Origin of the sequence: Fodinicurvata sediminis DSM 21159, from assembly GCF_000420625.1 — a bacterium.
GTDB classification, from domain to species: Bacteria; Pseudomonadota; Alphaproteobacteria; order Kiloniellales; family DSM-21159; genus Fodinicurvata; species Fodinicurvata sediminis.
On record NZ_ATVH01000016.1, the window covers coordinates 101958 to 113949 of the forward strand.

Here is an 11992-nt window from a genome sequence, read left to right on the forward strand (position 1 = left end):
ATGTCCGTGGAGCTTGTAGAGGTCAGCAAGGTTGTCGGATCGGAAACGCATATCCGGTCGGTTTCCATGAAGCTGGAGGCCGGCAGCCTCAATATCCTTCTCGGCCCCACGCTTTCCGGAAAGACAAGCCTGATGCGCCTGATGGCGGGCCTGGATGAGCCCACGTCCGGACGAATTTTTGCCAATGACCGTGACGTGACGGGCATACCCGTGCGCAAGCGTGACGTGGCCATGGTCTATCAGCAGTTCATCAACTATCCCACACTCACGGTTTACGAAAACATCGCTTCTCCCCTGCGTGTCGCCAAGCGGCCGAAGGCCGAGATCGACAGCAAGGTGAAAGAGGCGGCCGATCTGCTGAAGATTACAGCAATGCTGGACCGCACCCCGCTTGAACTGTCTGGTGGGCAGCAACAGCGGACCGCCCTGGCACGCGCCCTGGTCAAGGGGGCTGAATTGGTCCTGCTGGACGAACCCCTGGCGAACCTGGATTACAAGCTGCGCGAGGAACTGCGCGAGGAACTGCCCCGGGTTTTCAGCGAAAGCGGAACCGTTCTGGTCTATGCCACCACGGAACCGACGGAGGCCCTGCTTCTGGGGGGTAATACCGCCACGCTTCACGAGGGCAGCGTAACGCAATTCGGACCCACGCTGGATGTCTATCGCCGCCCGCATGACCTGCTGACGGCCCAGGTTTTCTCGGACCCCCCCATGAATCTGATGCAGGTGCAGCTTGCGGGCGGTCAGCTCCAGTTGGCCGATGGACAGCACATGCCTGTTGCCGGCCTTCTGCAGGGCCTGCCGGATGGCCGCTATACGCTTGGCATGCGGCCCAACCATCTTGCCCTGGAACGGCCCACCGAGGGCGCTGTCGAGGTCACCGCGGAGGTGACGGTGACCGAGATCACAGGCTCCGAGAGTTTTGTCCATGTTGGCTTTGCAGGTGAGCGCTGGGTCGTGCTGGCGCATGGCGTGCGAGATCTGTCGGCTGGAGATCGGGTGCCGGTCTATATCGACGCTGAACGACTGTTCATCTTCGATGCCGAGCAGCGCCTGAAGGCGGCCCCCGGCTTGCAGGCGGCGGCATAGGGCAGGAGGGAAGACAATGGCGCGCATCGAATTGAAGAACCTGGCACACTCCTACCTCGACACGCCGCGCGATGAGGCCGACTATGCCCTGAAGGAGATGACTCATGTCTGGGAGGACGGGGGCGCTTATGCGCTGTTGGGGCCTTCCGGCTGTGGCAAGACCACACTGCTCAACATCATCTCGGGCCTGCTGGTCCCTTCTCAGGGACAGGTGTTTTTCAATGATCGTGACATGACTCGCGAGCCGCCGGAAACGCGCAATATCGCCCAAGTCTTCCAGTTCCCTGTCATCTACGATTCCATGTCGGTCTATGACAACCTGGCCTTCCCGCTGCGCAACCGGAAATTCCAGGCCACGGAGGTGGACCGCCGCGTCAGGGAGGTCGCCGAGATGCTGGACCTGACGGATCGGCTGAAGCGCAGGGCGGAAAACCTGACGGCCGACATGAAGCAGAAAATCTCGCTGGGGCGTGGCCTGGTGCGTCCCGACGTCAACGCAATCCTTTTCGATGAACCGCTGACGGTGATCGACCCGCACATGAAATGGCTTCTGCGCGGCCAGCTGAAGCAGCTGCACAAGGATTTCAATCATACCATGGTCTATGTGACCCATGACCAGACCGAGGCCCTGACCTTCGCCGACAAGGTGGTCGTGATGTATGAAGGCGAGGTCGTGCAAATCGGCACTCCTGAAGAACTCTTCGAGAAACCGGCGCATACCTTCGTGGGCTATTTCATCGGCTCGCCCGGCATGAACGTCCTGGATTGCAAGATAGAGGGCAAGCAGGCCTGGTTTGGAGAACACAAGCTTGACCTGCCCACAGGCCACGATATCCCCGCCGGCCTGGAGGGCAGGGTCCAGATTGGCATTCGGCCGGAATTCGTGAGCGTGACCCAACCGGAAGAGGGCTTGCCGGCCCGTCTGGAACGCGTTGATGATGTTGGACGCTATCGCATCGCGCGCCTGACCCTGAATGACCAGGAGGTGGCCGCGATACTGCCTGAAGGGAGCACGCTTCCGTCGGATACGGCAGGGGTGCAATTCGAGTCCGGGCACCTGCACGTGTACATGGACGGTCATCTCAGTGAAGGGAGGCCCTGAGTCATGGAACGCAAGGTCAATCAGAAAGCCTGGTTTCTGGTCCTGCCGGTGGTCCTGATCGTCTGTTTCAGCGCGATTATCCCGCTGATGACCGTGGTCAATTATTCCCTTCAGGATACCTTCGGCGGAAATGAATTCTTCTGGGCCGGACTGGCCTGGTTCGAGGACATCCTGAATTCCAGCCGCTTCCATGATGCACTCTGGCGTCAGTTCCTCTTTTCCGGCCTGATCCTTTTGATTGAGATTCCCCTTGGCGTGATTGTGGCGCTTTCCATGCCGCGGCGTGGGCTCGGTGTGCCGGTTTGTCTGGTCCTGATGGCCCTACCCTTGCTGATTCCATGGAACGTCGTCGGCACCATTTGGCAGATTTTCGGGCGTGTGGATATCGGGCTGCTTGGTTGGGCCGTGAACAGTCTAGGCCTCAGTTACAACTATACGACCGATCCGCTCAGTGCCTGGGTGACCGTGGTGCTGATGGATGTCTGGCACTGGACATCCCTGGTCGTGCTGCTGGCCTATGCCGGCCTGCGTTCGATTCCTGAGGCCTATTACCAGGCTGCGCGGATCGACGGGGCCTCTCGCTGGGCGGTCTTCCGCCACATCCAGCTGCCCAAGATCCGCCGGGTTCTGGTCATCGCCATACTGCTGCGCTTCATGGACAGCTTCATGATCTATACCGAACCCTTCGTGGTGACCGGGGGTGGTCCGGGAAGTGCCACGAGCTTCCTGTCGGTGGATTTGGTGAAGATGGCTATCGGCCAGTTCGACCTGGGTCGCGCTGCCGCCATGTCGATCATCTACTTCCTTATCATACTGGCGCTGTCCTGGGTGTTCTACACAGTAATGACGGCCAAGCGGCGCGAGGAAATGGAGATGAACCTATGAAAGGGCGCTGGCTGATCCCGACGATCTATATCGTCCTGCTGATGATCCCGATCTACTGGCTGGTCAACATGTCCTTCAAGACCAACCAGGAGATTCTGTCGGTTCTTTCTCCCGTTCCGCTGAACCCGACACTGGACAACTACATCGTCATCTTCACCGATCCGTCCTGGTATTCGGGCTACATCAACTCGACGATCTATGTCCTGCTCAATATGTTCATTTCGGTGGCAGTGGCCCTGCCGGCGGCCTATGCCTTCTCGCGCTATCGCTTCCTGGGTGACAAGCACCTGTTCTTCTGGCTGCTGACGAACCGCATGGCGCCGCCGGCCGTCTTCGCGCTTCCATTCTTCCAACTCTATTCTTCGGTTGGCCTGTTCGACACGCACATTGCCGTGGCTCTAGCACACTGCCTGTTCAACGTGCCGTTGGCGGTCTGGATCCTGGAGGGCTTCATGTCGGGAGTTCCCAAGGAGATCGACGAAACGGCATATATCGACGGCTATTCCTTCCCGAAGTTCTTCGTGAAGATCTTCATGCCGCAGATCGCCTCGGGCGTCGGCGTTGCCGCCTTCTTCTGCTTCATGTTCTCCTGGGTCGAGCTGCTGCTGGCACGCACCCTGACCTCGGTCAATGCGAAACCGATCGCGGCAACCATGACTCGAACGGTCTCGGCCTCGGGCCTGGATTGGGGCGTATTGGCGGCGGCCGGGGTGCTGACCATCATTCCCGGCGCGCTGGTGATCTATTTCGTGCGAAACTACATAGCCAAGGGCTTCGCCCTGGGCCGCGTGTAAGGGACTTTTGCCATGGAACTCAATCTTCAATGGATGGCCTGGACCTGGCAGACGGGCCTGTTCTTCGCAGGCATTTTCCTGGGTCTGGTGGCCATGTCCCTCTGGCAGCAGGTCTCGCCCACGATTGAGCGGGTCGGTGTCCTGGGTATTGCCACGACACGCGGAGACCGCTTCTTCATCTCGCTGCTTGGCAGTGCGTACATACACGTACTCTGGATCGGTTTTGTCGATCTCGACCTGCTCTGGGCCTCTGCGCTCAGCATCGCCTATGCGATTGCGGTTTTCCGGTGGGTCTAGATTGATGAAGGGGCTGAACGGGCGCCCATGGAAAGCCCGGACGCGTAGAATAAGCAGAATATAGGGAGGAAATCAGATGTTGAGAAAAACACTCTTCACCGCCTCCGCCATGGTACTCGCACTGGGAATCCAGAACGCCATGGCGGACATGGAGGCGGCGGAACGCTGGATCGACGAGGAATTCCAGCCGTCGACCCTGTCCAAGGAAGAACAGATGAAGGAAATGGAATGGTTCATCGAGGCAGCGGAACCATTCAAGGGCATGGATATCAATGTGGTGTCGGAAACCATCACCACGCACGAGTATGAATCCAACGTTCTGGCGAAAGCCTTTGCGGAAATCACGGGCATCAACGTCACCCATGACCTGATCGGCGAAGGTGACGTGATCGAGAAGCTGCAGACCGAGATGCAGTCGGGCCGCAGCATCTATGATGCCTATATCAACGATTCCGATTTGATCGGGACCCACTCGCGCTATGATTCGGTGATCCCGCTCAGCGACTATATGGAAGGCGAAGGCGCGGACGTCACCAACCCCATGCTGGATATCGACGACTTCATGGGGATTTCCTTCACCACTGGGCCGGACGGCAAGATCTATCAGCTGCCGGACCAGCAGTTCGCCAATCTCTATTGGTTCCGCTACGACTGGTTCCAGCGCGAGGATTTCCAGGAGCAGTTCCAGGAGATCTACGGCTACGAACTGGGTGTTCCGGTCAACTGGTCGGCCTATGAGGACATTGCCGAGTTCTTCAGCGAGCATGTTGGTGAGATCGACGGCGAGCAGGTCTATGGCCACATGGACTACGGCAAGCGCGATCCTTCGCTGGGCTGGCGCTTCACCGACGCCTGGCTGTCCATGGCGGGGGCCGGCGACAAGGGCATTCCCAATGGTGTGCCAGTGGATGAATGGGGCATTCGCATGGAGGAGTGCCGTCCTGTCGGATCATCCGTTGAGCGTGGCGGTGCCACCAACGGTCCGGCTGCGGTCTATTCCCTGCAGAAGTACATCGACTGGCTGAAAGCCTATGCACCGCCGGAAGCCGCTGGCATGACCTTCTCTGAAGCCGGGCCGGTGCCGGCGCAGGGCAATGTCGCCCAGCAGATCTTCTGGTACACCGCCTTCACCGCGGACATGGCCAAGGAAGGCCTGCCGGTCGTGGACGAGGACGGTAATCCGAAATGGCGCATGGCTCCCTCTCCGCACGGGCCCTATTGGGAAGAGGGCATGAAGCTGGGCTATCAAGACGCCGGTTCCTGGACCCTGATGAAGGCCACCGAGCCGGATCGCCGAAAGGCCGCCTGGCTCTATGCCCAGTTCACGGTGTCCAAGACCGTCAGCCTGAAGAAGACCCATGTCGGCCTGACCCCGATCCGGGACAGCGATATCCGGCATGAGTCCTTTACCGAGCGGGCGCCGAAGCTGGGTGGCCTGGTGGAGTTCTATCGTTCCCCAGCCCGCGTCCAGTGGACTCCCACTGGCGTGAACGTGCCGGACTATCCGCGTCTGGCCCAGCTGTGGTGGCAGAACGTGGCCGAGGCGGTGACCGGTGAAATGACGGCTCAGGAGGCCATGGACAGCCTGGCTCAGCAGCAGGACGAAATCATGGCGCGCCTGGAGCGTGCCGGCGTCCAAGGCGATTGCGGACCCAAGCTGAACGAACCGCGCGATGCGCAGTACTGGTTCGATCAGGAGGGTGCGCCAAAGCCCAAGCTGGACAATGAGAAGCCCCAGGGCGAGACCGTCAAGTACGATGAACTTGTGCAGCAGTGGCAGGACGCTCAGGAAGACTGAGCTGATTTCCACAAGGATCTGGGCCGGAAACCATATGGATTTCCGGCCCTTTTCTATCCGCAAGGCTGGTTATACAACCATGTAACGGGTTCATGCATAGGGAGGCAAAGTCATGGCCAAGTATGTGATGGCAATTGATCAGGGAACCACGTCTTCACGGGCCATCCTTTTCGACAGGGACCATCAGATTGCCGCCGTGGCGCAGCAGGAGTTCAAGCAGTATTTCCCGCGCTCAGGCTGGGTGGAGCATGACCCCGAGGACATATGGCGCAGCGTGTTGGAAACCTGTCGGGAGGCTATGAACAAGGCGGGGGCTGCGGCCGCTGACATTGCAGCGATCGGGATCACGAACCAGAGAGAGACAACTCTGGTTTGGGATCGCAATACGGGCGAAGCGATACACAAGGCCATCGTCTGGCAGGACCGTCGCACGGCAGACAACTGTGCAGCGATGAAGAAGGCCGGACATGAAAGCGAGGTGCGTTCGCGTACAGGCCTGCTGCTGGATTCCTATTTTTCCGGCACGAAGGTGGCCTGGATTCTCGATCATGTGGACGGAGCGCGTGAAAGGGCGGAACGCGGCGAGCTTGTATTCGGCACCGTGGACAGTTTTCTCATCTGGCGACTGACAGGTGGGAAGCGACATGTCACAGATGCCACCAATGCTTCGCGGACATTGCTTTACAATATCCACAAGGGGACCTGGGACCGGGAGTTGCTCTCCATACTGAACGTCCATGAAAGCATGCTGCCGGAGGTTCTGGACTCGGCTGCCGCATTCGGCGAGACCGAACCTGAACTGTTCGGGGAAGAGATCCCCATCCTTGGTGTTGCCGGTGACCAGCAGGCGGCTTCGGTCGGGCAGGCCTGTTTCGAACCGGGCATGATCAAGTCGACCTACGGCACAGGGTGCTTTGCCCTGCTGAATACGGGCTCGCAGTCGGTGATTTCCCGCAACCGGCTTCTGACAACCGTGCTCTACCAACTGGATGGCAAGCCCACCTATGCCCTGGAGGGATCGATCTTTGTCGCGGGAGCTGCGGTCCAGTGGTTGCGCGATGAACTGGGATTGATCGAGACGGCAGCCGAGACGGCAGAACTGGCGGATCGCTCTGATCCGAACCAGGATGTCTATCTGGTGCCCGCCTTTACCGGCATGGGGGCCCCCTATTGGGATTCAGCGGCGCGGGGTGCCATGTTCGGCTTGAGCCGGGGAACCGGAGTGCCCGAATTTGCCCGTGCGGCCCTGGAAGCTGTGGGCTATCAGACCCGCGATCTGCTCGAGGCCATGCGCGGGGATTGGGGAGGCGGATCCCTGAGCGACACCGTTCTGCGCGTGGACGGCGGTATGGTCGCGAGCGACTGGCTGATGCAGTTCCTGGCGGATATCCTGGATGCGCCCGTCGACCGACCGACGGTCCTGGAGACGACGGCTTCTGGCGCCGCCTACCTGGCCGGTTACAAGGCAGGCTTCTATGAAGAGCCGAAGGTCTTTGCCGAACGCTGGAACCTGGACCGGCGGTTTGCACCGCAGATGTCGGAGAAGGATCGGGCCCGCAAGTACGAGGGCTGGCAGGATGCGATCTCCAGAACCCTTGTGCGTGATCCCGGTGGTTGAAGGCTTCAGATTGTCATCAGGGCGGCAATCACGATGGAGGCGATGAAGACGGTTTCGGCTACGATCATGCCGATGGCACGGCCTCCGACTTTCACCATCTCGACCAGGGAGGTCTTGACCCCCAATGCGGCAATCGCGGTGATGATGCACCAGCGTGAGGCCTCGCTGAGCACGTTCTGAACGCTCTCGGGAATGAGTGTCAGGCTGTTGGCGCCCACGATCAGCAGGAAGGCAATCAGGAAGCCGGGCAGCAGGTTTCCGGCCTTGCCGCCGCCGCTGCCATCCGAAATGCGGCGTGCTGCCAGGGATATGGTCAGGACCACCGGCACCAGCAGCGCAACGCGCAGAAGCTTGATGATGGTGGCCGTATCGCCGGCCTCGTCCGAGACACTGTAGCCTGCGCCCACGACCTGGGCGACGTCATGAATGGTGCCGCCCAGGAAGACGCCGGTCTGGGTGTCGTCGAAATTGAAAAGTCCGGCAATCACGGGATAGAGGATCATGGCGGCCGTGCTGAGCGTGGTCACGCCGATGATGGTGAAGACCGTGTCGCGTTCCTTGCTCTTGTAGTTCGGGAGGACCGATGAGATGGCGGCCGCGGCCGAGGCGCCGCAGATGGCCACCGAACCGGCGGACAGGATCCCGAAACGGCTGTTGAGCCCCAGTGTCCGGGCAGCCAGGAAGCCGAAACCGATGGTCAGCACGACAGCGGCCGCCACGGCCAGCATGACTTCGCCCCCCAGCGCCAGGATCTGCTCCACCGTGATGCGCGCGCCCAGCAGGGCCACGCCGATACGCAGGATCTGCTTTGCCGTGAAGCCCACGCCCGGCGCAAAGCGGGGTTCGGCGGAGACGAAATTGAAGGCCATGCCCAGCAAGAGGGCAAAGAGGATCGTCGGCCCACCGTAGTGATCGGTGATGAAGTGTGCGGCCATGGCAATCAGGATACTGAACAGCAGGCCTGGCAGCAGCTCGGGCAACGCCTGAAACCAATCGCTCAGTTTCCGGGCGGCATCTTTTGTTCTTTTCATGCTTTCGCGTGTTGTCGCGGGACTGACCTGTCCCTCGCGCCCTTCCTCGTGTCTGTCTTCCGATTATGTGATCCAGCCGGATCAACGGGTTGGCGGAGCCCATCATGCACGTGAGAGCGGTGCGGTAAATCGCTATTGCCGTATTTCTGGCATGCGGGCCAAGCGGTGTTCAGTGGACTGTCAGTCAATCAGCTCGGCGACGGCATCCAGGTCCTCAAATTCGTCGAGCGGTGGACTGTCCGGATATTCCTGCGGCTGGCCACTGCGGTTGATCCAGGTTGCACGGAACCCGAAGGCGGCCGCGCCTGCAGCATCCCAGGGGTTGGACGACAGGAAGACCACGGAGCTGGGGCTGACGGAGAAATGATCGCAGCCCATCTGGTAGACACGCGGATCCGGTTTGTAGATTCCGATCTCCTCTATGGACAAGACGGCGTCAAGCAGATCGGTGAGACCGGCTGTCCGGACAGCGGGCTCGAGCATTTCCGGTGCTCCGTTCGACAGGATGGCCGTTTTGATTCCGCGCTCCTTCAGGTCCTGCAGGCAGGTCACGGCGTCCGGATAGGGCTCGAGGTTCAGATAGGCCTGCAAGAGTTCGTCCCGTATCATCTCGTCGCGCACGCCATGCATCATCAGCGCATGGTCCAGGGCGCGCTGGGTCAAGGTCCAGAAATCCCGGTGATGGCCCATGAGGGCATGGACCCATGAGTATTCCAGTTGCTTGCTGCGCCAGAGTGCGGAAATTGCGCTTGCGTCGGGTCCCAGCAGGTCTGCATGACGGGCAACGGCGGAATGGACATCCAGAAGGGTACCGTAGGCATCGAAAAGACAGACGGTCATGGAAAGCTCCTTTAGTGGCGGCAGTGATCTTTTGACCTGCAGCTTGACAGGCTGTGCCCGGCAAGTCATAGCGCGAAAGTCCGCCTTGGTGCCACAAGGCAGCTGCAAGCGAAACAGACAGGCAAGGCATGACAGACCGGGAACAGCGCAGCGCGATCATACAGGCCTGCCTGGAGATGAACAGGAACGGGCTGAATCAGGGCACGTCCGGCAACATCAGTGCAAGGCACGAGAATGGCCTGCTCATAACCCCGAGCGGTCTCGCCTATGAGAAGCTTCGGCCCGAGGATATCATCTTCCTGGATATGCAGGGACAGCCCCACGGCCGCTGGAAGCCATCCAGCGAATGGCGCTTCCACAGGGATATCCTGCATGCACGTCCGGAGGCTGGCGCCGTGGTCCATGTTCACTCACCCTACGCCACGGCGCTTGCCATACTGGGGCGTGAAATACCGGCCATTCATTACATGATTGCGGCGGCAGGTGGACCGACCATCCGCTGTGCGCCCTATGCCACCTTCGGCACCGAAGAGTTGTCTCGGCATGCCGTGGAGGCGCTGGAAGGGCGCGCGGCCTGCCTGCTGGCCAACCACGGCATGATCGCAGTGGGGCCTGACCTTGCAAAAGCTCTCTGGCTGGCCGGGGAGGTCGAAACCCTGGCGCGTCAGTACCATGCCTGCCTGCAGGTGGGCGAACCTGTTATCCTGTCCGATGCCGAGATTGCTTGTGTGGTCGAGAAGTTCCGTTCCTATGGGCCTGCAGCCCAGGAAGCCGCTTCATCAACGTCGGATTGATCGTCGCGAGGAGATGCCATGTCCCGCTTAGCAGCCAATCTTTCCCTCATGTTCACGGAATGGCCGTTTCTGGAGCGTTTCGACGTGGCGGCTGCCTGCGGCTTCAAAGGCGTTGAATACCTTTCGCCCTACGATATTCCTCCACAGGAACTGGCGAGAAAACTGAAGGATGCAGGCCTGCAGCAGGTGTTGTTCAACCTGTCACCCGGTGACAAGGAGGCGGGTGAGCGCGGACTTGCGGCCCTGCCCGGACGCCAAGCGGAGTTCAGGGAGACGCTTCAGCGGGCGTTGGAGTATGCCGCGATTCTGGAATGTCCGCAGCTCCACGTCATGGCCGGGATCCCTAATGCAGACGAACCGCCTGCGCTTTGCCGCGAGGTTTATCTGGACAACTTGCGTTACGCGAGCGAAGAGGCCGCGAAGGCAGGGTGTCGATTGTTGATCGAGCCGATCAACCAGCGAGATATGCCAGGATACTATCTCAGCCTGCAGGAGGATGCGATGACGCTGCTGAGCGAGGTTGACGCAGACAATCTGAGGCTGCAATTCGACCTCTATCATTGCCAGATCATGCAGGGTGACCTGGAAAGACGTCTTCGCACGCAGATGCCACAGATCAGCCACATCCAGGTGGCCGGGGTGCCGGAACGCCATGAACCCTCGGTGGGTGAGGTCAATTATCCCTATCTTTTCAGTGTAATGGATGAACTTGGCTACGACGGCTGGGTCGGTTGCGAGTATCATCCGCTGGGCGGGACCCTGGAAGGGCTGGACTGGGCGCAGGCCTATGGGATTTCAGCCAGCTTGCCCGGGTGAAAGGAGCGCTTACATTAGTCTGCATGAAACGCTCCATCACGATTGCCGCTGCCTGGCTGTTTCTGAGCGCTTGCAGCACCACACCATCGGTCTATGCGCCGGCCGAAGATGGAAGGTATGGCTATTCGGAGCAGCGGCTGGAGGATAATCGCTACCGTGTTTCCTACTCCGGAAACAGTGCGACGTCGCGCGAAGAGGTCGAGGACTATCTGCTCTACCGCGCTTCCGAGCTTACCCTGCAGAACGGGTACGACCATTTCGTTATAACCTCACGGGATACCGAACCGCGCACCTCCTATTACGGCAATGGCTCGCCCTATGCCGGTTGGCCGCCCGGATACGGTTTCTATGGCTATGGCGGCAGCGGTTTCGGGTGGGGACTGTCCACCAGCACGAGCCGTCCTGTCACACGCTACAGAGCGTATGCGGATATCGTCCTTCATCGCGGCGAGAAGCCAGAGGGGAACGATTGGGCCTATGATGCGCGCGATGTCATGAACCAGCTGGGTCCGAGAATCGTCCATCAGGTTGAAAAGTGATTCTTTTGCCCTCGAAACGTCACGGATGTTCCAGTCGTCGATCCGTTGCCTTGAGCCCAAATACAGGTTTCGCCGACACCACTGAATGACGGCGATGCAGCCAAACCAAGCAATTGAGGAGGTGAGGATATGAATTGGGATACCATCAAGGGCGACTGGCGCCAGTTTCGCGGTAAGCTCCAGGAGCATTGGGGCAAACTGACCGACGATGACCTGGACGTGATCGATGGAAAGCGCGATCAACTGATTGGCCGTATCCAGGAGCGCTATGGCCTGGCGCAGGAGGAAGCCGAAAAGGAAGTGCGCGCTTGGGAGGAACGTTCCTGAACGTGCCTTGCCATTTCTTTTGAATCCCATAAGGGATTTGCAACGTTAAGTAATCGCCCTGG

The 11992-nt window shown here is 59.8% G+C and carries 13 protein-coding genes; 11 read left to right on the forward strand and 2 right to left on the reverse strand.

Going from position 1 to position 11992, the window contains the following annotated elements; all coding sequences use genetic code 11:
* From G502_RS0113140 to glpK, 7 genes are all read left to right on the forward strand, one after another.
* Complete coding sequence (locus tag G502_RS0113140; protein ID WP_022729137.1) at window positions 1–1089, forward strand: ABC transporter ATP-binding protein; 1089 nt, start codon at window positions 1–3, stop codon at window positions 1087–1089.
* Window positions 1090–1105: 16 nt separating this feature from the next.
* On the forward strand, window positions 1106–2191 hold the full coding sequence (locus G502_RS0113145) for an ABC transporter ATP-binding protein (RefSeq protein WP_022729138.1): 1086 nt from the start codon (window positions 1106–1108) through the stop codon (window positions 2189–2191).
* A gap of 3 nt (window positions 2192–2194) precedes the next feature.
* Entirely contained in the window at window positions 2195–3076 is an 882-nt protein-coding gene (locus G502_RS0113150; protein ID WP_022729139.1) for a carbohydrate ABC transporter permease, read from the forward strand.
* On the forward strand, window positions 3073–3870 hold the full coding sequence (locus tag G502_RS0113155) for a carbohydrate ABC transporter permease (protein ID WP_022729140.1): 798 nt from the start codon (window positions 3073–3075) through the stop codon (window positions 3868–3870). The genes G502_RS0113150 and G502_RS0113155 overlap by 4 nt, the downstream gene beginning before the upstream one ends.
* Before the next feature lie 12 nt (window positions 3871–3882).
* Window positions 3883–4167: a DUF2160 domain-containing protein gene (locus G502_RS0113160; protein WP_022729141.1), complete on the forward strand. Its 285-nt coding sequence runs from the start codon at window positions 3883–3885 to the stop codon at window positions 4165–4167.
* 76 nt (window positions 4168–4243) lie between these two features.
* Complete coding sequence (locus G502_RS0113165) at window positions 4244–5965, forward strand: ABC transporter substrate-binding protein (protein ID WP_022729142.1); 1722 nt, start codon at window positions 4244–4246, stop codon at window positions 5963–5965.
* 112 nt (window positions 5966–6077) lie between these two features.
* Window positions 6078–7583, forward strand: a complete 1506-nt coding sequence (gene glpK, locus G502_RS0113170; protein ID WP_022729143.1) for a glycerol kinase GlpK — start codon at window positions 6078–6080, stop codon at window positions 7581–7583.
* Between the two features lie 5 nt (window positions 7584–7588).
* Here the strand turns inward: glpK and G502_RS0113175 are convergent, their stop codons facing one another.
* Together G502_RS0113175 and G502_RS0113180 are read right to left on the reverse strand one after the other, a co-directional pair.
* Window positions 7589–8614, reverse strand: coding sequence for a YeiH family protein (locus G502_RS0113175; protein WP_040488275.1), 1026 nt, complete (start codon window positions 8612–8614; stop codon window positions 7589–7591).
* A 180-nt stretch (window positions 8615–8794) separates the two neighbouring features.
* Window positions 8795–9454 (reverse strand): haloacid dehalogenase type II, encoded by a 660-nt coding sequence (locus tag G502_RS0113180; protein WP_022729145.1) that lies wholly within the window; start codon window positions 9452–9454, stop codon window positions 8795–8797.
* Between the two features lie 128 nt (window positions 9455–9582).
* Between G502_RS0113180 and G502_RS0113185 the strand changes: the two genes are divergently transcribed.
* From G502_RS0113185 to G502_RS0113200, 4 genes are all read left to right on the forward strand, one after another.
* A complete protein-coding gene (locus G502_RS0113185; RefSeq protein WP_022729146.1) occupies window positions 9583–10248 on the forward strand; it encodes an L-fuculose-phosphate aldolase in 666 nt (221 codons plus the stop codon).
* Between the two features lie 18 nt (window positions 10249–10266).
* On the forward strand, window positions 10267–11064 hold the full coding sequence (otnI, locus tag G502_RS0113190) for a 2-oxo-tetronate isomerase (protein ID WP_022729147.1): 798 nt from the start codon (window positions 10267–10269) through the stop codon (window positions 11062–11064).
* Between the two features lie 23 nt (window positions 11065–11087).
* Window positions 11088–11603 carry a CC0125/CC1285 family lipoprotein gene (locus G502_RS0113195; RefSeq protein ID WP_022729148.1) on the forward strand — a complete coding sequence of 172 codons (516 nt, stop codon included), beginning with the start codon at window positions 11088–11090 and terminating at the stop codon, window positions 11601–11603.
* 129 nt (window positions 11604–11732) lie between these two features.
* The gene (locus G502_RS0113200; RefSeq protein WP_022729149.1) at window positions 11733–11930 is read left to right on the forward strand and encodes a CsbD family protein; all 198 of its coding nucleotides are present in this window, start codon (window positions 11733–11735) and stop codon (window positions 11928–11930) included.
* The last annotated feature ends 62 nt before the right edge of the window (window positions 11931–11992 follow it).

What these genes read in the sequence shown, in the direction of transcription:
- G502_RS0113175 (WP_040488275.1), bottom strand. Translation starts at nt 8,614, where the DNA reads ATGAAAAGAACAAAAGATGCCGCCCGGAAACTGAGCGATTGGTTTCAG.
- G502_RS0113180 (WP_022729145.1), bottom strand. Translation starts at nt 9,454, where the DNA reads ATGACCGTCTGTCTTTTCGATGCCTACGGTACCCTTCTGGATGTCCAT.
- G502_RS0113195 (WP_022729148.1), top strand. Translation starts at nt 11,088, where the DNA reads ATGAAACGCTCCATCACGATTGCCGCTGCCTGGCTGTTTCTGAGCGCT.
- G502_RS0113185 (WP_022729146.1), top strand. Translation starts at nt 9,583, where the DNA reads ATGACAGACCGGGAACAGCGCAGCGCGATCATACAGGCCTGCCTGGAG.
- G502_RS0113155 (WP_022729140.1), top strand. Translation starts at nt 3,073, where the DNA reads ATGAAAGGGCGCTGGCTGATCCCGACGATCTATATCGTCCTGCTGATG.
- otnI (WP_022729147.1), top strand. Translation starts at nt 10,267, where the DNA reads ATGTCCCGCTTAGCAGCCAATCTTTCCCTCATGTTCACGGAATGGCCG.
- G502_RS0113200 (WP_022729149.1), top strand. Translation starts at nt 11,733, where the DNA reads ATGAATTGGGATACCATCAAGGGCGACTGGCGCCAGTTTCGCGGTAAG.
- glpK (WP_022729143.1), top strand. Translation starts at nt 6,078, where the DNA reads ATGGCCAAGTATGTGATGGCAATTGATCAGGGAACCACGTCTTCACGG.
- G502_RS0113165 (WP_022729142.1), top strand. Translation starts at nt 4,244, where the DNA reads ATGTTGAGAAAAACACTCTTCACCGCCTCCGCCATGGTACTCGCACTG.
- G502_RS0113150 (WP_022729139.1), top strand. Translation starts at nt 2,195, where the DNA reads ATGGAACGCAAGGTCAATCAGAAAGCCTGGTTTCTGGTCCTGCCGGTG.
- G502_RS0113140 (WP_022729137.1), top strand. Translation starts at nt 1, where the DNA reads ATGTCCGTGGAGCTTGTAGAGGTCAGCAAGGTTGTCGGATCGGAAACG.
- G502_RS0113145 (WP_022729138.1), top strand. Translation starts at nt 1,106, where the DNA reads ATGGCGCGCATCGAATTGAAGAACCTGGCACACTCCTACCTCGACACG.
- G502_RS0113160 (WP_022729141.1), top strand. Translation starts at nt 3,883, where the DNA reads ATGGAACTCAATCTTCAATGGATGGCCTGGACCTGGCAGACGGGCCTG.